22 protein-coding genes are annotated in these 24,417 nt (G+C 55.5%); 11 read left to right on the top strand and 11 right to left on the bottom strand.

All coding sequences use genetic code 11. From position 1 onward, the window contains the following. Positions 1–254: 254 nt before the first annotated feature. The 4 genes from rpoH to ftsY all read right to left on the bottom strand — a co-directional run bounded on the left by rpoH (position 255) and on the right by ftsY (position 4,549). Complete coding sequence (rpoH, locus tag ACLJQD_RS13555; protein WP_000159621.1) at positions 255–1,109, bottom strand: RNA polymerase sigma factor RpoH; 855 nt, start codon at positions 1,107–1,109, stop codon at positions 255–257. 245 nt (positions 1,110–1,354) lie between these two features. Next, positions 1,355–2,410, bottom strand: coding sequence for a permease-like cell division protein FtsX (gene ftsX, locus ACLJQD_RS13550; protein WP_001081707.1), 1,056 nt, complete (start codon positions 2,408–2,410; stop codon positions 1,355–1,357). Beyond that, positions 2,403–3,071 carry a cell division ATP-binding protein FtsE gene (ftsE, locus tag ACLJQD_RS13545; protein ID WP_000617729.1) on the bottom strand — a complete coding sequence of 223 codons (669 nt, stop codon included), beginning with the start codon at positions 3,069–3,071 and terminating at the stop codon, positions 2,403–2,405. Before ftsE ends, ftsX begins: the two co-directional genes overlap by 8 nt. Positions 3,072–3,073: 2 nt before the next feature. After that, complete coding sequence (ftsY, locus tag ACLJQD_RS13540; protein ID WP_001118686.1) at positions 3,074–4,549, bottom strand: signal recognition particle-docking protein FtsY; 1,476 nt, start codon at positions 4,547–4,549, stop codon at positions 3,074–3,076. 125 nt (positions 4,550–4,674) lie between these two features. On the opposite strand from ftsY, the gene rsmD reads away from it, so the two are divergent. Beyond that, the gene (gene rsmD, locus ACLJQD_RS13535; RefSeq protein ID WP_000743275.1) at positions 4,675–5,271 is read left to right on the top strand and encodes a 16S rRNA (guanine(966)-N(2))-methyltransferase; all 597 of its coding nucleotides are present in this window, start codon (positions 4,675–4,677) and stop codon (positions 5,269–5,271) included. Further along, complete coding sequence (locus ACLJQD_RS13530) at positions 5,261–5,530, top strand: DUF1145 family protein (RefSeq protein ID WP_000906759.1); 270 nt, start codon at positions 5,261–5,263, stop codon at positions 5,528–5,530. Before rsmD ends, ACLJQD_RS13530 begins: the two co-directional genes overlap by 11 nt. A 21-nt stretch (positions 5,531–5,551) precedes the next feature. On the opposite strand, the gene ACLJQD_RS13525 is transcribed toward ACLJQD_RS13530, so the two are convergent. Next, on the bottom strand, positions 5,552–5,923 hold the full coding sequence (locus ACLJQD_RS13525) for a DUF2500 domain-containing protein (RefSeq protein ID WP_000042851.1): 372 nt from the start codon (positions 5,921–5,923) through the stop codon (positions 5,552–5,554). 141 nt (positions 5,924–6,064) lie between these two features. On the opposite strand from ACLJQD_RS13525, the gene ACLJQD_RS13520 reads away from it, so the two are divergent. The 3 genes from ACLJQD_RS13520 to tcp all read left to right on the top strand — a co-directional run bounded on the left by ACLJQD_RS13520 (position 6,065) and on the right by tcp (position 10,810). Further along, positions 6,065–6,691: a lysoplasmalogenase gene (locus ACLJQD_RS13520; protein ID WP_000964735.1), complete on the top strand. Its 627-nt coding sequence runs from the start codon at positions 6,065–6,067 to the stop codon at positions 6,689–6,691. Positions 6,692–6,771: 80 nt separating this feature from the next. Continuing rightward, the gene (gene zntA, locus ACLJQD_RS13515) at positions 6,772–8,970 is read left to right on the top strand and encodes a Zn(II)/Cd(II)/Pb(II) translocating P-type ATPase ZntA (RefSeq protein ID WP_017441614.1); all 2,199 of its coding nucleotides are present in this window, start codon (positions 6,772–6,774) and stop codon (positions 8,968–8,970) included. A gap of 196 nt (positions 8,971–9,166) precedes the next feature. Beyond that, positions 9,167–10,810, top strand: coding sequence for a methyl-accepting chemotaxis citrate transducer (gene tcp, locus ACLJQD_RS13510; RefSeq protein WP_000789682.1), 1,644 nt, complete (start codon positions 9,167–9,169; stop codon positions 10,808–10,810). 23 nt (positions 10,811–10,833) lie between these two features. Here the strand turns inward: tcp and tusA are convergent, their stop codons facing one another. Then, a complete protein-coding gene (gene tusA, locus ACLJQD_RS13505) occupies positions 10,834–11,079 on the bottom strand; it encodes a sulfurtransferase TusA (protein WP_001541054.1) in 246 nt (81 codons plus the stop codon). Between the two features lie 169 nt (positions 11,080–11,248). Between tusA and ACLJQD_RS13500 the strand changes: the two genes are divergently transcribed. Continuing rightward, complete coding sequence (locus tag ACLJQD_RS13500) at positions 11,249–11,914, top strand: 7-cyano-7-deazaguanine/7-aminomethyl-7-deazaguanine transporter (protein WP_000187489.1); 666 nt, start codon at positions 11,249–11,251, stop codon at positions 11,912–11,914. Between the two features lie 72 nt (positions 11,915–11,986). Beyond that, complete coding sequence (locus tag ACLJQD_RS13495; protein ID WP_001245278.1) at positions 11,987–12,544, top strand: DcrB family lipoprotein; 558 nt, start codon at positions 11,987–11,989, stop codon at positions 12,542–12,544. Positions 12,545–12,547: 3 nt separating this feature from the next. On the opposite strand, the gene ACLJQD_RS13490 is transcribed toward ACLJQD_RS13495, so the two are convergent. Then, positions 12,548–13,807: an MFS transporter gene (locus tag ACLJQD_RS13490; RefSeq protein ID WP_001576500.1), complete on the bottom strand. Its 1,260-nt coding sequence runs from the start codon at positions 13,805–13,807 to the stop codon at positions 12,548–12,550. An 89-nt stretch (positions 13,808–13,896) separates the two neighbouring features. Here ACLJQD_RS13490 and ACLJQD_RS13485 point away from each other — a divergent pair, with 89 nt between their 5' ends. From ACLJQD_RS13485 to nikR, 3 genes are all read left to right on the top strand, one after another. After that, a complete protein-coding gene (locus ACLJQD_RS13485) occupies positions 13,897–14,946 on the top strand; it encodes an AI-2E family transporter (protein ID WP_000179589.1) in 1,050 nt (349 codons plus the stop codon). A 51-nt stretch (positions 14,947–14,997) separates the two neighbouring features. Beyond that, entirely contained in the window at positions 14,998–15,576 is a 579-nt protein-coding gene (acpT, locus tag ACLJQD_RS13480) for a 4'-phosphopantetheinyl transferase AcpT (protein ID WP_000284366.1), read from the top strand. A gap of 91 nt (positions 15,577–15,667) precedes the next feature. After that, positions 15,668–16,069, top strand: a complete 402-nt coding sequence (gene nikR, locus ACLJQD_RS13475; RefSeq protein WP_001190057.1) for a nickel-responsive transcriptional regulator NikR — start codon at positions 15,668–15,670, stop codon at positions 16,067–16,069. A 102-nt stretch (positions 16,070–16,171) separates the two neighbouring features. Here the strand turns inward: nikR and ACLJQD_RS13470 are convergent, their stop codons facing one another. The 4 genes from ACLJQD_RS13470 to ACLJQD_RS13455 all read right to left on the bottom strand — a co-directional run bounded on the left by ACLJQD_RS13470 (position 16,172) and on the right by ACLJQD_RS13455 (position 22,603). Then, positions 16,172–17,296, bottom strand: coding sequence for an ABC transporter permease (locus ACLJQD_RS13470; RefSeq protein WP_017441615.1), 1,125 nt, complete (start codon positions 17,294–17,296; stop codon positions 16,172–16,174). Continuing rightward, positions 17,296–20,037: a ribosome-associated ATPase/putative transporter RbbA gene (gene rbbA, locus ACLJQD_RS13465; protein WP_017441616.1), complete on the bottom strand. Its 2,742-nt coding sequence runs from the start codon at positions 20,035–20,037 to the stop codon at positions 17,296–17,298. Before rbbA ends, ACLJQD_RS13470 begins: the two co-directional genes overlap by 1 nt. Beyond that, positions 20,034–21,101 carry an HlyD family secretion protein gene (locus ACLJQD_RS13460; RefSeq protein WP_000359837.1) on the bottom strand — a complete coding sequence of 356 codons (1,068 nt, stop codon included), beginning with the start codon at positions 21,099–21,101 and terminating at the stop codon, positions 20,034–20,036. The genes rbbA and ACLJQD_RS13460 overlap by 4 nt, the downstream gene beginning before the upstream one ends. Before the next feature lie 305 nt (positions 21,102–21,406). Further along, positions 21,407–22,603, bottom strand: coding sequence for an NAD(P)/FAD-dependent oxidoreductase (locus ACLJQD_RS13455; RefSeq protein ID WP_000439230.1), 1,197 nt, complete (start codon positions 22,601–22,603; stop codon positions 21,407–21,409). A 230-nt stretch (positions 22,604–22,833) separates the two neighbouring features. On the opposite strand from ACLJQD_RS13455, the gene pitA reads away from it, so the two are divergent. Then, entirely contained in the window at positions 22,834–24,330 is a 1,497-nt protein-coding gene (gene pitA / locus ACLJQD_RS13450; protein ID WP_000902764.1) for an inorganic phosphate transporter PitA, read from the top strand. The last annotated feature ends 87 nt before the right edge of the window (positions 24,331–24,417 follow it).

Below are 24,417 nucleotides of genomic sequence, written 5' to 3'. Positions count from 1 at the left end.
TTATTGGCTAGCTACCCGTGCTTTAGCAGCATACTCTGCTAAAACATACCCGATTTTTATTATTTTGGAATAGCTAAATTTACATCCAGATAACAGATTTGTGTCGGTGGGGGAGAGGAAGGGCCCGTAGGCCCGATAAGCGAAGCGCCATCGGGCAAACGTGTTGCCGGATGGCAGGGTAAACGCCTTATCCGGCCTACAAAAAACAAAACCCCCGAATTCACATTCGAGGGTTCATTGGCAATTCGCGAAGATTACGCTTCGATCGCAGCGCGAAGCTTTTTCATGGCGTTCTTTTCAAGCTGGCGCACACGCTCAGCGGAGACGCCGTAACGATCGGCCAGCTCCTGCAACGTAGACTTATTGTCTTCGTCCAGCCAGCGAGCGCGGATAATATCCTGGCTACGCTCGTCGAGCCCCTGCATCGCATCGGTCAGTCGGTTGGCGGCCTGCTCTTCCCAGTTATCGTCTTCAATGCCGTCGGCAAAGTTAGACGATTTATCCTGCAGATACAGCACCGGCGCCATTGGCTGGCTGTCGGACTCATCGTCCGAAGACATGTCAAACGTCATGTCCTGCGCCGCCATACGCGACTCCATCTCACGCACGTCTTTACTGGAAACACCCAGTTCGCGCGCCACCATTTCAACCTCATCCTGATTAAACCAGCCCAGACGCTGCTTGGTTTTACGCAGATTAAAGAACAGCTTACGCTGCGCTTTCGTGGTTGCGACTTTAACGATACGCCAGTTACGCAGCACGTATTCGTGAATTTCTGCTTTAATCCAGTGTACGGCGAAGGAGACCAGACGCACGCCTACTTCCGGGTTGAAACGGCGTACGGCTTTCATCAGGCCGATGTTGCCTTCCTGGATCAAATCCGCCTGCGGCAGACCATAGCCCGCATAGTTACGAGCAATATGAACAACAAAGCGCAGGTGAGACAGGATCAGCGTTTTAGCTGCTTCCAGATCGCCCTGGTAATGCAGCCTTTCAGCCAATGCCCGCTCCTCGTCAGCCGATAACATCGGCCACGCGTTCGCCGCCCGGATATAAGATTCCAGGTTGCCAACAGGGGCTAAAGCTAAATTTTGCATTTCTTTGGTCATTCAAATCCTCTCAATCAGTATTGCCTGGCACCGTCAGCGAGCAACAACCGTGCCAAAGCCGATGAGCAACGAGAATATCACCCACTCTTTTATCAGACAGTGATTTTATCCACAAGTTCAATGTAACACTGTGCATAATTTGCACAAATCTTGTGACATAAAGATGACGCGCGGGGAAGAGACAACAGGAACTCTTTCCCTGCGAACGGAAGCCCATTGCAGGGAAAGATTATACCACGATTTTATCAATCGGGAGTAAAGTGACGTAAATGTTGCACCGTGGCCAGCCAGGCGGCGATCCAGCCGATCATGGAACAGACCAGCAGCAGCAACAGGCACTCATCGAACGATAAGCCATTGAGATCAAACTTCGTGCCGAAGACCTGCGCCACTTCAGTCACCGCCGATGATAAACGCATCACCAAAATTTCAGACAATATCAGTGAAAGAAACGCGCCGGAAAAACCGAGCAACGCGCCGCCATAGAGGAACGGGCGCAGAATAAAGCCATCGGTCGCGCCAATCAGCTTTTGCACGTTAATGGTATCGCGACGGGCAAAAATGCTCAGGCGCACGCTGTTGCCGATAACGAGGAAGACCGCCGCGACCATCAGCACGCCAATCATCGCCGACACGCGGCCCACCAGCCCGGTGAGCGCCGCCAGGCGCGCAAACCAGCTATCATCCATGCGGACTTCGTCAATGCCGTTAATCTGCGAGATACGGTCGCGCAGCGTATTAAGCGAGGCGGTACTCTGGAAGTCCAGTTTGGGGATCACCACCGCCACCGCCGGCAGCGGGTTCTCTTCCAGCATGTCCAGCGCGCCGCCAAAACCCGACCAGTTGCGGAATTCTCCCAGCGCGTCCTCACGGGACAGGTAGTTGACCTTCTCAACGCCCTGCTCGGCCTGAAGCTGCCCAACGACCCGCGCCGCCGCATCATCATCCAGCGTTTTTTGCAGATAAACGGTGATCTGCGGCGACGGATAATACTGAGTCGCCGCCTGGTTGACGTTCTTATAGACCATGTAACAGACGCTGGGCAGCGTCAGGGAGATGGCGATCACCATCACCGTCAGAAACGTCGCCAGCGGTTTGCTTTTCAGATCTTGCAGCGCGCCGTGCCAGGCATAGCGCACCTGTTCATTAAAGACATTTGTTTTACGTGAGTTTGGTTTCGGCGTCGGCTTCTGGCGTCCTGGCGCGTTGCGCCCGCCGCCTGTTCCGCCGCGAGACTTACGCAGTCGATCCAGCCGTCCGCCGAACTGCCTGATTTGGTTAATCGCGTCGCGCCTATTCATTGGCCAGGCCTCCATGCAGATGTCCATCGCTCAGGACGAGCTGCCTATAGGAACGACGGGAGATAAGTCCAATATCGTGCGTCGCCATCAGTACCGTCACCCCTACGCGGTTAAACTCTTCAAACAGACGTAAAATCCCTTCCGACAACGCGTCGTCCAGGTTCCCGGTCGGTTCATCCGCCAGCAATACCGCTGGCTTATTGACCACCGCGCGGGCGATGCCCACGCGCTGTTGTTCGCCTCCGGAGAGTTGAATCGGGAAGTTTCTCGCTTTGTCCAGTAGTCCAACCTTATCCAGCGCCGCCGACACACGACGACGGATATCATCGCCGCTGGCGCCGGCAATGATTAACGGTATCGCCACATTGTCATAGACCGTGCGATCCATCAGCAGATGGTGATCCTGGAAAATCATCCCAATCTGGCGGCGCAAAAACGGCACTTCGCGGTTTTTCAGACGCGTAATATCATGCCCGCTGAAGAAGATTTTGCCGGCGCTGGGCCGCTCAATCCCACAGATTAGCTTCAGCAGGGTACTTTTACCCGCGCCGGAGTGGCCGGTCAGAAACGCCATCTCGCCTGGCCGCATATGGAATGTCACTCCCTGCAGCGCTTGTCTCCCGCCGAGATAGGCCTTGCTGACATGTTCAAAGCGAATCATTGTTAATCCTCTCGGGCAAAAAGTGCCTCAATAAAATCGTCCGCCTTAAACGGACGCAAATCCTCGATACGTTCGCCCACGCCAATGTAACGGATAGGAATGCCAAACTGGTCAGCTACCGAGAAAATCACCCCGCCTTTCGCCGTACCGTCCAGCTTGGTCAGGGTAATACCGGTTAAGCCTACCGCTTCATGGAACAGTTTGGCCTGGCTTACCGCGTTCTGTCCGGTGCTGGCGTCAATGGTCAGCATAACTTCATGTGGCGCTTCTTCGTCCAGCTTTTTCATGACGCGAACGATTTTTTTCAGCTCTTCCATCAGGTGCGACTTGTTCTGCAGACGCCCTGCCGTATCGGCAATTAACACATCCACATTACGCGCCTTCGCGGCCTGGATAGCGTCAAAAATCACCGAGGCGGAGTCCGCGCCGGTATGCTGGGCGATAACCGGAATGTTGTTACGCTGTCCCCAGACCTGTAGCTGTTCGACCGCCGCCGCGCGGAAAGTATCCCCCGCCGCCAGCATCACTGATTTACCCTGCTGCTCAAACTGGCGCGCCAGTTTACCGATAGTGGTGGTTTTACCCACGCCGTTCACGCCAACCATCAGAATAACAAAAGGCGTTTTACCTTCAATATTAAGCGGTTCGTCTACCTTCGCCAGAATCTCGCCCATCTCGTCTTTCAACAGACCATACAGCGCCTCGGCATCTTTAAGCTGTTTGCGGCTGGCGCCTTCCGTCAGATTAGCGATAATCTTACGCGTGGTTTCTACCCCGACATCAGCGATGAGCAACTGCTCTTCCAGCTCCTCGAACAAATCATCGTCGATTTTCTTGCCGCGGAACAGACTGATAAATCCGGAACCGAGATTTTCTTTGGTTTTCAGCAGACTGCGTTTCAGGCGGGCAAAGAAACCTTCTTTAGTCGGTTTTTCCTGCTCCTGAACGATCGCTTCCACCGGCGCGTCTTCTTCCGCCGGCGGAACAACCATCACCGCCTCTTCCGCCGCCTGAGCGGCCAGCGCCTGCGCTTCCAGCTCTTCGTCGGTGAATTTCGCCGCGTTTTCGCCCTCTTCTTCTACCGCGGCAATGACCTCTACGGTTTCCGCTTCGGCCTGCCACTCTTCCGGCGAGATAGCCTCGTCTTTGACCTCTTCCGGCAGCGGCAATTCCTCGCGTTCCACTGCGATCTGCGGCGCTGCCGTCTCAATGGCCGCCGCGGGCTCCGGCTCTACCGGCTGCGGTTTTTCGCTCTCCTGAACTTTCTCAGTAACGTCCACCACCTCTTCCGCAAAGGCTTCTGTTTCTGCTTTGCTGTGCGCGGGCGTTTGCGCGTCTACGTCTGCCGCCGTTTCAACAGGGGGCTCAACCGGTCGTTGTTCCTCAACAATCTGCTGTTCTTCGGTCTGTTCCTGCTTCTGCTCTTTATCACCGAAGCCCAACCAGGAAAAGAAGCCACGTTTTTTCTGTTTTGCCATCTGCGACTACACCCCTCGCGGCGCTATATACATGGAAGCTAAAAAAATGATGAAATAGTCTATCACTTAACTTAATTCACATCACCGCCTGGAATAACTTGCAACAGGCGGTTCGAGCAAGAGAAATGAAAAAACCGACTCACTCTGGCAGCGGCCAAATCCGCATTATTGGCGGGCAATGGCGTGGCCGTAAATTACCGGTTCCGGACAGCCCGGGTCTGCGTCCCACCACCGATCGCGTGCGCGAAACGTTATTTAACTGGCTGGCTCCGGTAATGGTAGACGCCCATTGTCTGGATTGCTTTGCCGGCAGCGGCGCGCTGGGTCTGGAAGCGCTATCACGTTATGCGGCCCAGGCAACGTTACTGGAAATGGATCGCGCCGTATCGCAGCAGTTGCAAAAAAATCTGGCGACGCTGAAAGCCAACAATGCTCGCGTCGTCAATACCAATACTCTGGCCTTCCTCAGCCAGCCGGGAACGCCGCATCACGTCGTCTTTGTCGACCCGCCGTTTCGTAAAGGGCTGCTGGAAGAGACGTTACAATTGCTGGAAACCCAGGGATGGCTGGCCGACGACGCGCTAATTTATGTAGAAAGCGAGGTGGAAAACGGTCTGCCGCCCGTTCCGGCGAACTGGGCATTGTATCGAGAAAAGGTGGCCGGACAGGTCGCTTATCGTCTGTATCAGCGCGACGCGCAAGGAGAAAATGATGTTGATTAATCTGGGCCGCTTATTAATGCTCTTCGTGTGGGCATTTTTGATTCTTAATCTGGTGCATCCCTTCCCGCGCCCGCTCAATATCTTCGTCAACGTGGCGTTGGTGTTCATGGCGCTGATGCACGGTATGCAACTGGCGCTGCTGAAATCAACGATACCGAAAGAGGGTCCGCAGATGACGACGGGAGAGAAAATCCGCATTTTCCTGTTCGGCGTGTTTGAGCTGCTGGTCTGGCAGAAGAAGTTTAAGAACAAAAAATAACGTTTGCTGCCGGATGACGGTTTATTCGTTATCCGGGGTACGGCTAACAAACCCGACGAACCGCGTTCCCTTATAGCTCAGCGTACCTTGATCGCCCACCGTCAAAGCGTGGTACTGCTGCGCTTGTAAACGGAACGTTTTTTCCAGACCGCCATTGAGCGGCTTAAAACTGACCTCATAGCGCATACTGGTTCCCGCCGGGCTCACTTCCTGCTGGCGAGAGCGTCGGTCGTTAACCGGCTTCTCCCGTTTATTGCTAACCACGACCAGCTTTTGCTGTAACGGCGCCGCCTCATTAGCGGCTTTTTCCCGCCGTTGCTGAACGAAGCGAAACGACGCGGCAACTACGATTAATGCGATGATTATAATGAAGAAAAGCGGTGGCTTACTCATACTGTTAACCTGTCAGAAAATGCGGAAATAAGCATACCCTGCCCGTTATAGTGTTGTCATCTGACCGTCACGGCCTCTACACTGAATAATAGAGCCGCAAGCATACCGTTTGCGAAAAAATAACGAATTCAAGGAATTAAGATGCTTTGGTCGTTTATCGCTGTCTGCCTGTCCGCATGGCTGTATGTGGACGCCTCCTATCGCGGGCCAGCCTGGCAACGCTGGGTTTTTAAGCCCGTCACGTTATTACTATTGCTGTTACTGGCCTGGCAAGCGCCGATGTTTGACGCCATCAGTTATCTTGTGTTGGCCGGACTGTGCGCCTCGCTGGTCGGCGATGCGTTAACGCTCTTGCCGCGTCAACGCCTGCTGTACGCCGTCGGGGCATTTTTCTTATCGCATCTGCTCTACACCATTTATTTTGCCAGCCAAATGACGTTGTCGTTCTTCTGGCCGCTGCCGCTGGCGTTACTGATAGTCGGCGCGTTGCTTATCGCCGTTATCTGGACGCGACTGGAGGAGCTACGCTGGCCGGTATGTACTTTTATCGCCATGACGCTGGTCATGGTCTGGCTGGCGGGCGAACTGTGGTTCTTCCGCCCAACGGCGCCAGCCCTTTCGGCCTTTACCGGCGCGACGCTGCTGTTCATCGGCAATATCGTCTGGCTGGGTAGCCATTACCGCCGCCGTTTCCGGGCGGATAACGCGATTGCCGCCGCCTGCTACTTTGCCGGACACTTCCTGATTGTTCGCTCGCTGTACCTGTAAATAATAGCGCTTGACTCTGGAGTCGACTCCAGAGTGTATCCTCCGGTTAATGAGAAAATTATCATCAACCGGAGGACGTTATGTCGACCCCTGATACCGATGGCAAAAAAGTCCCGCCCTTTACCTCCTTCAGATTAGCCCCGGCAATACAGAAGGCCGATAGCTGCTGCTGCGAAGAACATTGCGCGTCCAGCGCGCCTGTTTCTACTGCCGTGGCAGGCACGCGCTATACCTGGAAAATCTCCGGCATGGACTGCGCCGCCTGCGCCCGAAAAGTGGAGAATGCGGTACGCCAAATTCGCGGCGTCAACCAGGCGCAAGTGCTGTTCGCCACCGAAAAGTTAGTGGTCGATGCCGACACCGACCTCCGCGCGCAAATTGAACGCGCCGTACAGAAGGCGGGTTATACCTTGCGTAGTGAAGATTCGCGCGACGCCGCACCTGAATCTCGTCTTAAAGAGAACCTGCCGCTTATTACGCTGATCATTATGATGGCGATAAGCTGGGGGCTGGAGCAATTTAACCACCCGTTCGGCCAACTGGCCTTTATCGCCACCACCCTGGTCGGTCTGTATCCTATTGCCCGCCAGGCGCTGCGGCTGATGAAAAGCGGCAGTTGGTTCGCTATTGAAACGCTGATGAGCGTCGCCGCCATTGGCGCGCTGTTTATTGGCGCGACGGCGGAGGCAGCAATGGTATTGCTGCTGTTCCTCATCGGCGAGCGCCTGGAAGGATGGGCCGCCAGCCGCGCCCGTAAAGGCGTCAGTGCGTTAATGGCGCTTAAACCGGAAACGGCGACCCGTCTGCGCGACGGCGTGCGGGAAGAGGTCGCTATTAATACCCTGCGACCGGGCGATATTATCGAAGTCGCCGCCGGGGGGCGTTTACCCGCCGACGGTAAACTGGTTTCCGGTTTCGCCAGCTTTGATGAAAGCGCGCTCACCGGCGAGTCTATCCCGGTGGAGCGCGCAACGGGCGACAAAGTCCCGGCAGGCGCGACCAGCGTTGACCGTCTCGTCACCCTGGAGGTGCTATCTGAACCTGGCGCCAGCGCGATTGACCGTATCCTGACGCTGATTGAAGAGGCGGAAGAGCGCCGTGCGCCCATTGAGCGGTTTATTGACCGTTTCAGCCGCATCTATACGCCAGTCATTATGGTCATCGCGCTGCTGGTGACGCTTATTCCGCCGCTGATGTTCGATGGCGGCTGGCAGGAGTGGATTTATAAAGGGCTGACGCTGCTGCTCATCGGTTGCCCGTGCGCGCTGGTGATCTCCACGCCCGCGGCCATTACCTCCGGGCTGGCGGCGGCGGCACGGCGCGGCGCATTGATTAAAGGCGGCGCAGCGCTGGAGCAACTGGGCCGTATCACGCAGGTCGCCTTTGATAAAACCGGTACGTTGACCATCGGTAAACCACGGGTGACGGCGATTCATCCGGCAAGCGGTATCAGCGAAGCTGAACTGTTGGCGCTGGCGGCAGCCGTAGAACAAGGCGCTACGCACCCGCTGGCACAGGCTATTGTCCGCGAAGCGCAGACACGCGATCTGGCGATCCCGACGGCGGAATCGCAGCGAACGCTGGCCGGCACCGGGATTGAAGCGCAGGTTAACGGCGAACGTATTCTGATTTGCGCGGCGGGAAAACAGCCTGCGGCAGCGTTTGCCGGGCAAATTAGCGAACTGGAAAACGCCGGGCAGACGGTGGTTCTGGTGCTACGTAACGAGACCGTACTTGGCGTCCTCGCCCTCCAGGATACATTGCGTGACGATGCGCGCGACGCCATCCGCGACCTGCATCAGTTAGGCGTTAACGGCGTGATTCTGACCGGCGATAACCCACGGGCGGCGGCAGCGATTGCCGGCGAGCTGGATCTGGCATTTAAAGCCGGACTACTGCCGGAAGACAAGGTGCGGGCAGTCACCGCCCTTAACCAACAAGCGCCGCTGGCGATGGTGGGCGACGGCATTAATGATGCGCCCGCGATGAAAGCCGCTAGTATCGGAATTGCGATGGGCAGCGGTACTGACGTCGCGCTGGAAACGGCTGACGCCGCCCTTACTCATAACCGTCTGCGCGGGTTAGCGCAGATGATTACGTTGGCGCGCGCTACCCACGCGAATATCCGGCAGAACATCACCATTGCGCTGGGGCTGAAAGCCATTTTCCTGGTGACGACGCTACTGGGTTTTACCGGGCTATGGCTGGCAATCCTGGCGGATACGGGAGCCACGGTATTGGTGACCGCCAACGCGCTACGTTTGCTGCGTAAAAACTAATCTTCTCCCACCCGGCGGCGTGTCGCCGGGTTATCCCGCGATATTCCTTTCTTTGTTCATATTATTCACGCGAAAATTATTTATTTTCTATTACTTATCAAACCATTAATCAGAAATAGCGTGATTTGATGTAAGGTTAATTTTTATCCAACCGATATTGATCATACCGTCTACAAAATAAGGAATGTTAGGCACTATGAAAAATATCAAAGTCATCACCGGCGTTATCGCGACGCTGGGCATATTTAGCGCCTTATTGCTGGTGACAGGAATACTGTTTTATTCCGCCGTCAGCAGCGATCGGCTGAATTTCCAGAATGCGAGCGCGCTGAGTTACCAACAACAGGAACTGGGCGGCAGTTTTCAGACATTGATCGAAACCCGCGTCACCATTAACCGCGTGGCGATACGCATGTTAAAAAATCAGCGCGATCCCGCCTCGCTGGACGCCATGAACACGCTGTTAACCAACGCTGGCGCGTCGCTCAACGAAGCGGAAAAGCATTTCAACAACTACGTGAACTCCGAAGCGATCGCAGGCAAAGATCCGGCGTTGGATGCCCAGGCCGAAGCCAGCTTTAAGCAGATGTATGACGTTTTGCAGCAGTCTATCCACTATCTTAAAGCCGATAATTACGCCGCCTATGGCAACCTTGACGCGCAAAAAGCGCAGGATGACATGGAGCAGGTATATGACCAGTGGCTCTCTCAAAATGCGCAATTAATAAAATTAGCCAGCGATCAGAACCAGAGCAGTTTTACCCAGATGCAATGGACGCTGGGGATAATTCTACTTATCGTACTCATCGTGCTGGCGTTTATCTGGCTGGGGCTGCAACGCGTTCTACTCCGCCCGCTGCAACGGATTATGGCGCACATTCAAACTATCGCCGACGGCGATCTTACCCATGAGATAGAGGCCGAAGGACGCAGTGAAATGGGCCAACTGGCCGCCGGTCTCAAAACGATGCAGCAGTCGTTAATCCGTACCGTCAGCGCGGTGCGCGATAACGCAGACTCTATCTATACTGGCGCAGGCGAAATTTCCGCCGGTAGCAGCGACCTCTCTTCCCGTACCGAACAGCAGGCCTCGGCGCTGGAGGAGACCGCCGCCAGCATGGAACAGTTAACCGCCACGGTACGGCAAAACACCGATAACGCACGACAGGCGACGGGTCTGGCGAAAACCGCATCAGAAACCGCGCGTAAAGGAGGACGCGTGGTGGATAACGTAGTGAGCACCATGAACGATATCGCCGAAAGCTCGGAAAAAATCGTGGACATCACCAGCGTGATTGACGGTATCGCCTTCCAGACTAATATCCTGGCGCTGAACGCCGCGGTAGAAGCCGCCCGCGCCGGCGAACAGGGGCGAGGATTCGCGGTTGTGGCCGGAGAGGTACGCACGTTGGCCAGCCGTAGCGCGCAGGCCGCCAAAGAGATCAAAGTGCTGATTGAAAACTCCGTGTCGCGCATTGATACCGGCTCTACGCAGGTACGCGAAGCGGGAGAAACCATGAAAGAGATCGTCAACGCCGTGACTCGCGTGACCGATATTATGGGCGAAATCGCCTCTGCCTCCGATGAGCAAAGCAAAGGCATTGAGCAGGTGGCGCAGGCGGTATCGGAAATGGACAGCGTGACGCAGCAAAACGCCTCGCTGGTAGAGGAATCCGCAGCAGCGGCGGCGGCGCTGGAAGATCAGGCTAACGAACTTCGTCAGGCGGTCGCCGCGTTCCGCATCCAGAAACAGCCTCGTCGGGAGGCGTCGCCGACGCCGTTAAGCAAAGGCTTAACGCCACAGCCCGCCGCAGAACAGGCGAACTGGGAAAGCTTCTAATCAGAATGTTATCTGCCGTGCGGTTAATGCGCTTTACGCAATAAATAGCGGTACGGCAGACCCTCCGTCTCTTGCGCCAGCAAATCGTGTTCCATAAAGGTACAGAACCCCGGAATATCACGCGTCGTCGCCGGATCGTCGGCGATAATCAGCAATGTTTCGCCAGTTTGCATGTTGCGCACCGTTTTGCGCACCATCATTACCGGTTCAGGGCAACGCAGCCCCAGGGCGTCAAGCGTATGGTCAGGGGAGGAAAACAGATCGCTCATCTTCGTCTCAATGGTAGAAAAACGGCGATATTTTACGCCCATCTTCGTCAGTAAGCCAGGCAGGTTAACGATTGCGTGAAAATTAGCCATTGCAATGCCAGCGCAAAACAGTATTATGCGGCGGTTCTTTATTGGGTTCCCTCACCCCATCCAACAAAAAGGTCACAATATGACTCCGTTTACACAATCACAGCGCATAAAAGCGTTGTTCTGGCTATCGCTATTCCATTTACTGGTGATCATTTCCAGTAACTATCTGGTGCAGCTCCCCATCACTATTTTTGGTTTCCACACGACCTGGGGCGCGTTTAGTTTTCCTTTTATTTTTCTCGCCACCGATCTTACCGTGCGTATTTTTGGCGCACCGCTGGCGCGCCGCATTATCTTCGCCGTCATGATCCCCGCGCTGCTGGTGTCGTATGTGGTGTCATCGCTGTTCTATATGGGCGCCTGGCAAGGTTTCGCCGCGCTGGCGAACTTTAATCTGTTTGTCGCCCGTATCGCCGCCGCCAGCTTTATGGCCTACGCGCTGGGACAGATCCTTGATGTCCATGTGTTTAACCGCCTGCGCCAAAATCGTCGCTGGTGGCTGGCGCCGACCGCTTCAACGCTGTTTGGCAATATCAGCGATACCCTTGCCTTTTTCTTCATTGCGTTCTGGCGAAGCCCCGATGCCTTTATGGCCGGGCACTGGATGGAAATTGCGCTGGTGGATTATTGCTTTAAGGTGCTCATCAGCATTATTTTCTTCCTGCCGATGTACGGCGTTCTACTGAATATGTTGCTGAAAAAGCTGGCAGATAAATCTGAAATTTCCCCATTACCGGCAAGTTAAAGGTTCGTTTTCCGAGTTGTGATAAGATGAGCGAATGAGCCGTTATGGCCGTTTATCGAAAGGAAGAAGTCAATGCGCAATTTGGTTAAATATGCCGGTATTGGCCTGCTGGTTATGGGGCTTGCGGCCTGTGATAACAACGATACAAAAGCGTCGGCAGAAAGCGCCGCCGCAGAAAGCCAGGCCTCCGGTCAGCCCATCAGCCTGATGGATGGCAAACTCAGTTTCTCACTGCCGGCGGATATGACCGATCAAAGCGGTAAGCTGGGCACCCAGGCGAATAATATGCACGTTTATTCTGACCCGACGGGCCAGAAAGCGGTGATTGTTATCGTCGGCGATAATACCGATGAAGCGTTGCCGGTGCTGGCGAACCGCCTGCTTGAGCAACAGCGTAGCCGCGACCCGCAGCTTCAGGTGGTCACCAATAAGTCTATTGAGCTCAAAGGCCATACGTTGCAACAACTGGACAGCATTATCTCCGCGAAGGGCCAGACGGCGTACTCTTCCATCGTGCTGGGCAAAGTGGATAACCAATTGCTGACGATTCAGGTCACGCTGCCTGCGGACAATCAGCAAAAAGCGCAAACCACGGCTGAAAACATCATCAATACGTTGGTTGTTAAATAACCTTTACGACGATGATGCGGCCTCCGGCAGTGCAGACGGAGGCCGTTTTTTTAAGCGCCAGGTCAGCAATAGCGCCATCGCTACCAGCCCGGCCGCCGCCAGATAAATCACCGGCACGCCCGCCCAGGTCATCACCAGCCCCGCCAGCGGCCCTGTAACCCCCAAAGACATATCCATAAAGACGGTATAGGTCGCCAGCGCCGCGCCCTGGTTCTGCGGCGGCACGGCTTTGACGGCCACCACGCCCAGCGCCGGAAAGACCAGCGAAAACCCCATCCCCGTGAGTAAAACGCCGATTTTTGCCATCCACGGCATGGCTGCCGTTCCCACCAGTAACAGACCAATAATCTCCACGCCAAAGCAGATCATGGCGACATTCAACCCGCCTAAACGATTGATGCCGTTAGGGAACAGCAAACGCGTGCCGACAAACGCGACGCTAAATAACGTGAGCGCAAAAGCGGCGCCATCCCAGCCTTTAGCATCATAAAATAAGGTAATAAACGTCGCGATGACGCCAAACCCTGCCGAGGCCAGCGCCAACGCCATACCATACAGCCAGACACGCCCCAGCACCGCGCGAAACGGCAGCGGCTTGCCTTTGTTCGCCTTCACCGACGGACGTGGAAGGGCTAACAGTACCGCCAACAGCGCCACGCCCATCACCGTTAGCGCCAGTCCCTGTAACCCGCCCCAGGCATAACACAGCACGCCCAGCGGCGCGCCCATCGCCATTGCGCCGTAGGTGACGATACCGTTCCAGGAGATGACCCGACCAATATGCAACGACCCGACGACGCCGACGCCCCATAGTGTCGAACCGGTGCCGGCAAAACTTTGCCCAATCCCCAAAATCACGCGACCCAGCCCCAGTAGCAACAAACTGATCATCGGCCAGGCGCTGGCGATATCCGCCAGCAGGTAGCCGAGTCCGCTTAAAAAACAGCCGCATAAGCCAAAGACAACGATTTTTTTCGGCCCTAATACATCCGCATACCGCCCGGCATGGGGACGGCTTAACAGAGTGGCGAAGTATTGCAGGCTGATAATAAGCCCCGCCCAGAACGCGCTGAATCCCATCGCATCATGCACATAGCCGGGCAAGACGGCGAGCGGCAGGCCGATGGTCAGGTAGCTGGCAAAGTTAAACATCACAATGGAGACAATACGCAGATTGAGGCGCAATCCGTTTAGCGCCGGTTCAGCGACGGGTTCGGGCATGAGTATCACCGCATTTTTACAACATGTTTTCTTTTCTATCATGGCGCGCGGTGAAAATCAGTAGTGAGATTCAGATTATCGGTATCAGGGCAGCCGCTACACTTAGAAAAAAACACAACAAGGAAAACTTCATGGCAACCGCTCAACCCGACAAAACGGGTATGCATATTCTGCTGAAACTGGCCTCCCTGGTTATTATTCTCGCCGGGATTCATGCCGCGGCGGATATTATTGTACAACTCTTGCTGGCGCTCTTTTTTGCCATTGTTCTTAATCCATTAGTGACCTGGTTTATTCGTCGGGGCGTGAAGCGACCGCTGGCGATTACTATTGTGGTGGTCGTCATGCTGATCGTGCTTACCGCGCTGGTGGGTGTGCTTGCCGCATCGCTTAATGAATTTATCGCGATGCTGCCTAAATACAGCAAGGAGCTGACGCGTAAAGTCTTACACCTTCAGGAGTTAATGCCCTTCCTGAATTTACATATGTCGCCGGAACGTATGCTCCGCGGGATGGATTCCGATAAAATCATGCTCTTCACCACAACATTAATGACCGGCGTATCGGGCGCGATGGCAAGCATTGTGCTACTGGTGATGACCGTGGTTTTTATGCTGTTTGAGGTGCGTCACGTGCCTTATAAATTACGTTTCGCGCTTAACAATCCACAAATCCATATTGCCGGCCTGCACCGCGCCCTGAAAGGCGTCTCGCATTATCTGGCGCTGAAAACGCTGCTCAGTTTATGGACGGGCGCGATTATCTGGCTGGGGCTGGCGTTAATGGGTATTCAGTTTGCGCTAATGTGGGGCGTACTGGCCTTTTTGCTCAATTACGTTCCTAATATCGGCTCGGTGATTTCCGCCGTTCCCCCCATGATTCAGGCGCTGTTATTTAACGGTTTTTACGAGTGCGTACTGGTCGGCGCGCTCTTTTTGGTGGTCCATATGGTGATTGGCAACATTATGGAGCCACGCATGATGGGCCATCGTCTGGGAATGTCCACGCTGGTGGTATTTCTTTCGTTATTGGTCTGGGGATGGCTATTAGGCCCGGTCGGGATGCTCTTGTCCGTTCCTTTGACCAGCGTCTGCAAAATCTGGATGGAAACCACTAAAGGCGGCAGCAAACTGGCGATCTTACTGGGGCCAGGCCGACCGAAAAGCCGTTTACCGGGATGAGGCGACAGATGCTACAATCTCCTCTTCTTCATAGGCAACGTTGGTCCTGATATGTACCAGATCGTTCTGGGAAAAGTGTCAACATTAAGCGCAGGTCAATTGCCCGACGCGTTAATCGCTCAGGCGCCGCAGGGCGTTCGCCGGGCAAGCTGGCTGGCCGGGCGCGTGCTGCTTTCCCGTGCGCTCTCGCCGCTACCGGAGATGGTGTATGGCGAACAGGGTAAACCGGCTTTTTCCGCCGGAACGCCGCTGTGGTTTAACCTCAGCCATAGCGGCGACACTATTGCTCTGTTGCTTAGCGACGAAGGTGAAGTCGGCTGCGATATTGAAGTGATCCGCCCGCGCGATAACTGGCGTTCGCTGGCAAATGCGGTATTCAGCCTCGGCGAACATGCTGAAATGGAAGCGGAACGTCCGGAGCGACAACTGGCGGCATTCTGGCGTATCTGGACGCGTAAAGAAGCCATCGTAAAACAACGCGGCGGCAGCGCCTGGCAAATCGTCAGCGTGGACAGCACGTTGCCCTCTGCCTTGTCGGTCAGCCAGTGTCAGCTCGATACGCTCAGTCTGGCAGTCTGTACCCCCACACCGTTTACGCTGACGCCGCAGACGATAACAAAAGCGTTATGACACATTAATTTTTCCCTCTGGCGGCGGACGTGTGTTACAAAATGCGGAGCTTCCCATGCGCCGACGCGCCATACCAAAAGGTTTAAGTCAGATGCAACGTGTCACCATCACCCTCGATGACGATTTACTGGAAACGCTGGACAGCCTGAGCCAGCGACGCGGCTATAACAATCGCTCCGAAGCGATCCGTGATATTCTGCGCGGCGCTCTGGCGCAGGAGGCCACCCAGGAACACGGTACACAGGGTTTCGCGGTACTTTCATATGTTTATGAACATGAGAAACGGGATTTAGCCAGCCGCATCGTCTCCACCCAGCATCATCATCATGATTTATCCGTCGCCACGCTGCACGTCCATATCAACCACGATGACTGTCTGGAGATCGCCGTTCTGAAGGGCGATATGGGCGACGTACAGCATTTTGCCGATGATGTTATCGCCCAGCGCGGCGTGCGCCACGGCCACTTGCAGTGTTTGCCGAAAGAAGACTAACGCCCCAGCGCCTTACCGGGGGCGCTTCGCTTGCCCGGCCTACGCTCGCACGTCTGTCGTTTGTAGACCGGATGAGGCGCAGCCGCCATCCGGCAATAATGTTTACGCCATTGTGCCAATCGTTTTTCTGAAGCGTAACAGCGCTATCAGGAAGAACACGCCGCCTATCGCCAGCAGGGTCAGGAACTGCGGCCAGACGATACTCAAACCTGCGCCGCGATAAAGAATAGCCTGGGCAAGGCTGACAAAATGCGTCGTCGGCATGGTCAGCATAATATCCTGCACCGCCTGCGGCATACTTTCGCGCGGCGTGGAACCGCCGGAAAGCATTTGTAGCGGTAACAGTACCAGAATCATTAATAACCCCAACTGCGGCATCGAACGGGCGATGGTGCCCATAAAAATCCCAATTGAAGTGGTGGCGAACAGGCTCAGCGCCACGCCCAACATAAACAATGGGATCGATCCTTCAATCGGTACGCCAAGTACGCCTTTCACCATCAGCATCAAAGACAAACCGGAAACCACCAGCACGACCAGCCCCATCGACCATACTTTTGCCATCATGATCTCAAAGGGCGTGACCGGCATCACCAACAGATGCTCTACCGTGCCGTGTTCTCGCTCGCGGATCAGCGCCGATCCGGTCAGCACTATCGCCAGCATGGTAATGTTGTTGATAATCGCCATCACGCCGCCAAACCACGCCGGGTCCAGATTCGGGTTAAAGCGCATCCGAATCTCCAGCGACACCGGCTGAACGTTATCTCCCCGCGCGCGCGCCACAAAGCTGTTGACCTCGCCGCTAATAATATTCTGGATATAACTGTTGCCGGTAAACGCCTGGCTCATGCGCGTCGCATCGACGTTAACCTGAATATCAGGCTGACGTCCGGCCAGCACATCACGCTGGAAATTCGGCGGAATATTGACCGCAAAGGTATAGCGTCCGGCATCCAGTCCGGCATCCATTTCCGTTGCCGTAATCATCTCCGGCGGCAGAAACCACGGGCGGTAAAAACTATTCACAATACGGTTCGACAACTGTGACTGATCCATATCGGCGATGGCGATAGGGGCAAGATGCAACGAACCGGGCAGGACGGTAGCGGAGGAGTAAACCGAAATCGTAAAGGCGAAGACGATCAGCGCCAGCATCGCTTTGTCGCCCAGCAGACTGCGCAGTTCTTTGACTCCGAGGTTATAAATATTACGTAATCCGTGCATTACCCCTCCTGTTTTTTCAGCAGCAGAATGCTCAGACCCATCACCACCGGGACGGCAATCAGTAACGGCATAAATAACGGCCAGAGATCGGACAGATCCAACGCTTTGGAAAACGTCCCGCGCGCGATCGTCAGAAAATGGCTGGTCGGGTAGATCTCGCCGATCCATCTTCCCGGTCCTTCCAGCGAAGCCACCGGATCGATCATGCCGGAAAATTGTGTTGCCGGAATGAGGGTAATAATCGACGTCCCAAAAATAGCGGCGATTTGGCTCTTCATAAACGTGGAGATCAGCAGCCCCAGACCGGTGGCGATGATGACGTAAAGTAGCGCCGCGAGGGTAAGCGTGAGAAAGCTGCCTTTCAGCGGCACGCCGAACACAAAGACCGACAGCGCGCACAGTAGCAAGAAGTTCAGCATACCCAGCGCGATATACGGCAGTTGTTTACCCAGCAAAAATTCGCTGCGCGTCGTCGGCGTTACGTACAGATTAATCATCGACCCCAGCTCTTTCTCCCGCACCACGCTCAGGGCGCTAAGCATTGACGGGATCATCATGAGCAGCAGCGGAATGACCGCCGGAACGATAGCGGGCAGACTTTTCACATCCGGGTTATAACGATAGCGCGTTTCAATGTTGAGCAGCCCGGTCTGTTTAACCGGGTTCGGCTGACGACTTGCCGCCTCCTGCAGCCAGCTTTGGTGCATCGCCTGAACGTACCCCTTCACCGTCTCGGCGCGGCTGGGCATGGCGCCATCCACCCAGACGCCAATCTGCGCTGGCGTACCGCGAGCAATATCGCGGCCAAAATTAGGCGGGATCTCAATGGCAACCGCCAGCTCTCCCGAACGCATCCGCCGGTCAAGCTCGTCATAGCTGGCGAGCGGCGGCTGTTCGATAAAATAGCGCGATCCCGCCAGATTGAGCGACCATGCCTGGCTGCTGACGGTTTGATCGCGGTCGAGTACGGCAAAACGCAGATTCTCCACGTCCATACTGATGCCATAGCCCATAATCAGCATCAGAATTACCGTTCCCAGCAGCGCCAGCGTGGAACGTACCGGATCGCGGCGTAGCTCCAGCGCTTCGCGGCGACTGTAGCTGAACAAACGCCGGAAGCTCAATCCCTGCCGCGACGGTTTACCTGACGCGGCGGGCGTCTGGGATGGCGGTATTGGGGTTTCAGGCGCCGCTCCCGCAGCTTCCTGTAGCCAGGAAATAAACGCCGCCTCCAGATTGGCCGCGCCCCGCTGTTGCACCAATTCCTGCGGCGTACCGCTGGCGAGCACTTTACCGGCGTGCATCAATGACATTCGGTCGCAACGTTCCGCTTCGTTCATAAAATGGGTCGAGATAAAAATCGTCACCTTATCCTGACGCGAAAGATCGACCATAAGCTGCCAGAACATATCCCTGGCGACCGGATCAACGCCGGACGTTGGCTCATCAAGAATCAGCATTTCCGGGCGATGGATCACCGCTACCGCCAGCGATAAACGCTGGCGGATACCGAGCGGCAACGAAGCGGGGAGCGTATCTTCCACCTCCGTTAGCATAAAGCGTTCGATCATCTGCGCGACGCGCGCCGGGATCTCCGCTGGCGGAATATGAAACAGGCGGGCATGAAGTTCCAGATTCTGCCGCACGGTGAGTTCGTTATAGAGCGAAAAAGCCTGCGACATATACCCGACCCGGCGACGGGTATCGATGTCGTTCGGGTCTACCGGCTGGCCAAATAGCCAGGCCTGGCCTTCGCTGGCGGGAAGCAGACCGGTCAGCATTTTCATGGTGGTCGATTTGCCGCAACCGTTTGAACCGAGGAAGCCAAAAATCTCGCCGCGCGGAATGCGGAAATTAACATGGTCAACCGCGACGAACTTACCGAAGCGCATGGTCAGATCTTTCGCCTCAATGGCAATCTCTTCCTGCTCAGCGTGATAGGGGGGGATCACCACTGGCTTATGCGCCTGGCGCTGCGCTTCTGGCAACAGGGCGATAAACGCCTGTTCCAGCGTCGCGCTATGGGTTTTTGCCCGCAGTTGCTGCGCGCTGCCGGTTGCCAGTATCTCGCCCGCATTCATCGCCACCAGCCAGTCAAAACGCTCCGCCTCTTCCATATAGGCCGTTGCGACCAACACGCTCATATTGGTCTGGCGCTGGCGGATACTGTCGATTAAATCCCAGAACTGAGCGCGGGAGAGCGGGTCCACGCCGGTGGTAGGCTCATCAAGAATCAGCAATTCCGGGTCATGAATCAGCGCACAGCACAGCCCCAGCTTTTGTTTCATCCCACCGGACAGCTTCCCGGCAGGACGGTCACGAAACGGCGCCAGGCCGGTGCTGTTCAGCAGCTCGGTAATACGCGCTTCGCGTTCAGCTTTGTCATGACCAAAGAGACGAGCGAAAAAATCGACGTTCTCATAAACCGATAGCGTGTGATAAAGGTTTTTCCCCAACCCCTGCGGCATCCAGGCGATGCGCGGACAGACGTCGCGGCGATGTTTCGCATCGCGCATATCGCCGCCCAGGACGATAACGCTCCCTTGCTCAATCACCCGCGCGCCAGAAATCAGCGACAGCAGGCTCGACTTACCCACCCCGTCCGGACCAATCAGCCCGACCATACTACGGGCGGGAATGTCCAGCGTGATATTGTTCAGCGCGACCGTTTTTCCGTAATGCTGGCTCACCCCCTCAAGCTGCGCCACGGGAGGAACAGGCACCAGCGTCAGTGACGTCATTGCGACAACCTCACGTTCAGATCGTCAGGCCAGGGCACGCGCTCATCCAGACGAACCCAGGCCATTCCCGGCAAACCGGTTTTGACATATTCCAGATGCTGTCGCAGCAGCTCTGGCGGAATACGCGCTTTGACGCGGAACATCAGCTTCAGCCGTTCATCGTGGGTTTCCACGGTTTTGGGTGTGAACTGCGCCACGCTGGCGACAAAACTGATCGTCGCCGGAATACGCAGATCCGGCGCGGCGTCCAGCACCAGTCGCGCTTCGCCGCCGATCTTCAACAACCCCGCCTGTTCGGTCGGCAGGAAAAATGTCATATAAACATCGCTGAGATCGACCATGTTCAACACCCGGCCGCCAGCCGATAACACTTCGCCCGGCTCCGCAACGCGGTACTGCACACGTCCATCGCGCGGCGCTTTTAATTCGCTGTCGTCGATGTCGGCGACAATACGCCGCTCGGTCGCCTGCGCCGCTTCCACGCGCGTTTGCGCCTGGATAATACTGGTACGCGCCGCCTCAATCGCCGCTTTTGCCGCAGATACCTGCGCTTTGGCGGTCTCCAGGGCGGCGCGCGCGCTTTCCGCCGCCGCGCGATCGTCATCTAACTGTTGTACAGATACCGCGCCACGCTGCGACAGCGAACGAGAACGCACGTGACGTTTAGAGACGGAGTCCAGCTCAGCTTCCCGCTGTTTGACGACCGACTGCGCGGCGCGCATTTCACTCTGGCGTTGCTCCAGCAAGGCGCGGGCGGCGGCAACCGCGCTTTCGGCCTCTTTAATCTGCGCAATCGCCTCCAGCCGCTGCTCCTGCAATACGCGGGTATCCATTTTCGCCAGCACCTCGCCCTGACGAACGAACTGCCCTTCCGAAACGAGGATGGTATCAATACGCCCGGCAATCTTAGTGGCAATATCCACTTCGGTGGCTTCAATTCTGCCGTTGCTGGCGGCAAACCCCTCCGGTATTCCCGCAGGGCGCAGCATCCACCAGGCTATCGCGGCCACCGCCACAAGAATCCCCGCTCCCCACCACACCAGATGACGCTTCATTTTGTCCATAATCGACCCGCCGTAATCCCTGTTGTCTAACCATGCGTGTCACAAAGTCCGCCGGGCGTGCGCTCAGCGGGGGTTTCCATTCGGGATAAGAATGAAAAAAGAAAAGGGGCCAGCCGACGAACAGACGCCGATGAAGCGCTCGCCGTCAAAGGGAGTGAATGATGTAGGTACCCGGAAAAGAGGGAGTAATGTTGTCATCATCAGCGTTCCTGGCCGTAAATGAAACACGCATACTCATAACTGCTATAAATCGATACTAACACCTCTGTCCGGGATGTCTATTCGCTTATTGTTTGTAATGGTACTTAGCGTTTTGCCGCCAAATCCTGCGCGCAAGCCCAGGCACTCGACCACGCCCACTGGAAGTTATAGCCGCCCAACCAGCCGGTGACGTCCATCACTTCGCCGATAAAATAGAGACCCGGCACGCGGCGCGCTTCCATAGTCCGCGATGATAGTTCGTTTGTATCCACGCCGCCCAGCGTCACTTCCGCTGTCCGATAGCCTTCGGTGCCGTTAGGCTGCACTTGCCAGGCCGTAAGCGTGTCAACTAACGCCTGCTGGTCACGAACGTTCAACTGCCTGAGCGATACATCCGGGATGTGCCCCAACTGTTGTAAACACTCCACCAACCGTTTCGGCAAATGCATCGCCAGCGTGTTCTTCAGACTCTGGTTCGGGTGCGCGTTACGCTGTTCATTGAGAACGTCTTCCAGCGAGAGGTCCGGCAATAAGTTAATGCTCACTAACTCGCCCGGTTGCCAGTAGCTGGAAATCTGTAAAACAGCGGGGCCGGACAGCCCACGATGGGTAAAAAGTAGGTTTTCCCGAAATACCGTGCCATTGCGGGCGGTAATCACGCAGGGCACAGAGACGCCAGACAGCGTCTGGAGCTGTTCTAACAGCGGCTTATGCAGCGTAAAGGGCACCAGCCCGGCGCGCGTCGGCAACACCTTGAGACCAAACTGTTCGGCGATTTTATAGCCAAACGGCGATGCGCCAAGCCCCGGCATCGACAGGCCGCCGCTGGCAATCACCAGCTTTTGCGTAGTCACCGTCTCGCCGTTCAACGCCAGTACGAAACCCGACTCATCACGCTCGACGCTCAGTACCTCGCTACGCAGGCGCATCGTTACGCCGCCTTTGTCGCACTCGGCAACCAGCATATCGACAATGCGTTGGGCGGAATCATCGCAAAAAAGCTGTCCCAGCGTTTTCTCATGCCAGGCTATCCCATACCTGCCGACCAGATCGATAAAGTCCCACTGGGTATAGCGGGCTAATGCTGATTTGCAAAAATGGGGGTTCTGGCTCAAATACGCAGCAGGCTCAACATAAAGATTAGTAAAGTTGCAGCGTCCACCGCCGGACATGAGGATTTTACGTCCTGGCTTCTTGCCATTATCGATGAGCAGCACGCGGCTACCCGCCTGTCCTGCCTGCGCGGCGCAAAACATGCCCGCTGCGCCAGCGCCTATAATAACGGCATCAAACCTTTCCACGTCGCCTTCCTCTCTCAAATTCGGGCGGGAATTGTAAAGTTTCCTCAGTGGTCGCACCAGCGCGAAAAGCGCCTGAAAATGGTATTTATCTGAAATATATAAGATAATTCTTTAGTGATATCAAACAAAGCACGAAGTACATCAAAAAAAGTCTATATTTCACTTTGCCCGCGCCGCCAAAGTCACTGATAATGCGCCGCGTTCATGTCCTCAAAATGGCGTAACGTCCTATGCTACATTTGTTTGCTGGCCTGGATTTACATACCGGGCTTTTATTATTGCTTGCTCTGGCTTTTGTGCTGTTCTACGAAGCGATTAACGGCTTCCATGACACAGCCAATGCAGTCGCAACCGTGATTTACACCCGTGCGATGCGTTCGCAGCTGGCGGTTGTCATGGCGGCGGTGTTTAACTTTTTTGGCGTTTTGCTGGGGGGTCTCAGCGTGGCGTATGCCATTGTGCATATGCTACCGACGGATCTCCTGCTCAACATGGGTTCCGCGCACGGCCTCGCTATGGTCTTTTCCATGTTGCTGGCGGCGATTATCTGGAACCTCGGTACCTGGTATTTCGGGTTGCCGGCGTCCAGTTCCCACACGCTGATTGGCGCCATTATCGGCATCGGTTTAACCAATGCGATGATGACCGGCACGTCAGTGGTGGATGCGCTTAACATCCCGAAAGTTATCAATATTTTCGGTTCACTCATTATCTCCCCTATTGTCGGTCTGGTATTCGCCGGCGGTCTGATTTTCTTGCTGCGCCGCTACTGGAGCGGTACTAAGAAACGCGCCCGTATCCACCTGACGCCAGCCGAACGTGAAAAGAAAGACGGCAAGAAAAAGCCGCCATTCTGGACGCGTATCGCGCTGATCCTCTCAGCTATCGGCGTGGCGTTTTCGCATGGCGCGAACGATGGTCAGAAAGGCATTGGCCTGGTCATGCTGGTGCTGATTGGCGTCGCGCCTGCGGGTTTCGTGGTCAATATGAATGCCTCCAGCTACGAAATCACCCGTACGCGCGATGCTATCAACAATGTCGAAACGTACTTTGAGCAGCGTCCTGACCTGCTGAAAGCCGTCACCGGCGTTGACCAACTGATTCCCTCTCCGGAACCGGGCGCGACTGAACCGACTGAATTCCACTGCCATCCGGCTAACACCATTAACGCGCTTAACCGTGCGAAAGGGATGCTGGCAAACGTGGAAAGCTACGACAAGTTAAGCGTTGAACAGCGTAGTCAGTTGCGTCGCATTATGCTGTGCATTTCCGACACGACCGACAAAGTCGTGAAATTGCCTGGCGTAAGCAGCGATGACCAGCGCCTGCTGAAAAAGCTGAAGACCGATATGTTAAGCACCATTGAGTATGCGCCGGTGTGGATCATTATGGCAGTGGCGTTGGCGCTGGGTATTGGTACGATGATCGGCTGGCGTCGCGTGGCGACCACTATCGGCGAGAAAATTGGTAAAAAAGGCATGACGTATGCGCAGGGAATGTCGGCGCAGATGACGGCGGCAGTCTCTATCGGTCTTGCCAGCTACACCGGTATGCCAGTTTCTACCACTCACGTACTCTCCTCTTCAGTGGCGGGAACCATGGTCGTTGATGGCGGCGGGTTGCAGCGTAAAACCGTGACCAGCATTCTGATGGCCTGGGTATTTACGTTACCGGCGGCGATTATTCTTTCCGGCGTGCTGTACTGGCTTTCCCTGAAGATTATTTAAGCCAAATGGACCAGATAGCGCTGTCGCTAATCCGGCCTGTCAGGATGAAACGACACAGGCCTGACAGGCCGCTACAAGCGGCGTCAT

Source organism: Salmonella sp. SAL04214 (genome assembly GCF_046550615.1).
Taxonomy (GTDB): Bacteria; Pseudomonadota; Gammaproteobacteria; order Enterobacterales; family Enterobacteriaceae; genus Salmonella; species Salmonella enterica.
This window is presented reverse-complemented; position numbering and strand designations above follow the sequence as displayed.

Bases quoted from the DNA above. Each gene is read 5' to 3' on its own strand.
- rbbA (WP_017441616.1), bottom strand. From the start codon at position 20,037: ATGACGTCACTGACGCTGGTGCCTGTTCCTCCCGTGGCGCAGCTTGAG.
- ACLJQD_RS13495 (WP_001245278.1), top strand. From the start codon at position 11,987: ATGCGCAATTTGGTTAAATATGCCGGTATTGGCCTGCTGGTTATGGGG.
- ftsX (WP_001081707.1), bottom strand. From the start codon at position 2,410: ATGAATAGGCGCGACGCGATTAACCAAATCAGGCAGTTCGGCGGACGG.
- ACLJQD_RS13485 (WP_000179589.1), top strand. From the start codon at position 13,897: ATGGCAACCGCTCAACCCGACAAAACGGGTATGCATATTCTGCTGAAA.
- ACLJQD_RS13525 (WP_000042851.1), bottom strand. From the start codon at position 5,923: ATGAGTAAGCCACCGCTTTTCTTCATTATAATCATCGCATTAATCGTA.
- ACLJQD_RS13490 (WP_001576500.1), bottom strand. From the start codon at position 13,807: ATGATAGAAAAGAAAACATGTTGTAAAAATGCGGTGATACTCATGCCC.
- ftsY (WP_001118686.1), bottom strand. From the start codon at position 4,549: ATGGCAAAACAGAAAAAACGTGGCTTCTTTTCCTGGTTGGGCTTCGGT.
- ACLJQD_RS13500 (WP_000187489.1), top strand. From the start codon at position 11,249: ATGACTCCGTTTACACAATCACAGCGCATAAAAGCGTTGTTCTGGCTA.
- zntA (WP_017441614.1), top strand. From the start codon at position 6,772: ATGTCGACCCCTGATACCGATGGCAAAAAAGTCCCGCCCTTTACCTCC.
- ACLJQD_RS13520 (WP_000964735.1), top strand. From the start codon at position 6,065: ATGCTTTGGTCGTTTATCGCTGTCTGCCTGTCCGCATGGCTGTATGTG.
- ACLJQD_RS13460 (WP_000359837.1), bottom strand. From the start codon at position 21,101: ATGGACAAAATGAAGCGTCATCTGGTGTGGTGGGGAGCGGGGATTCTT.
- rpoH (WP_000159621.1), bottom strand. From the start codon at position 1,109: ATGACCAAAGAAATGCAAAATTTAGCTTTAGCCCCTGTTGGCAACCTG.
- pitA (WP_000902764.1), top strand. From the start codon at position 22,834: ATGCTACATTTGTTTGCTGGCCTGGATTTACATACCGGGCTTTTATTA.
- tcp (WP_000789682.1), top strand. From the start codon at position 9,167: ATGAAAAATATCAAAGTCATCACCGGCGTTATCGCGACGCTGGGCATA.
- ACLJQD_RS13470 (WP_017441615.1), bottom strand. From the start codon at position 17,296: ATGCACGGATTACGTAATATTTATAACCTCGGAGTCAAAGAACTGCGC.
- ACLJQD_RS13530 (WP_000906759.1), top strand. From the start codon at position 5,261: ATGTTGATTAATCTGGGCCGCTTATTAATGCTCTTCGTGTGGGCATTT.
- ftsE (WP_000617729.1), bottom strand. From the start codon at position 3,071: ATGATTCGCTTTGAACATGTCAGCAAGGCCTATCTCGGCGGGAGACAA.
- tusA (WP_001541054.1), bottom strand. From the start codon at position 11,079: ATGAGCGATCTGTTTTCCTCCCCTGACCATACGCTTGACGCCCTGGGG.
- acpT (WP_000284366.1), top strand. From the start codon at position 14,998: ATGTACCAGATCGTTCTGGGAAAAGTGTCAACATTAAGCGCAGGTCAA.
- nikR (WP_001190057.1), top strand. From the start codon at position 15,668: ATGCAACGTGTCACCATCACCCTCGATGACGATTTACTGGAAACGCTG.
- rsmD (WP_000743275.1), top strand. From the start codon at position 4,675: ATGAAAAAACCGACTCACTCTGGCAGCGGCCAAATCCGCATTATTGGC.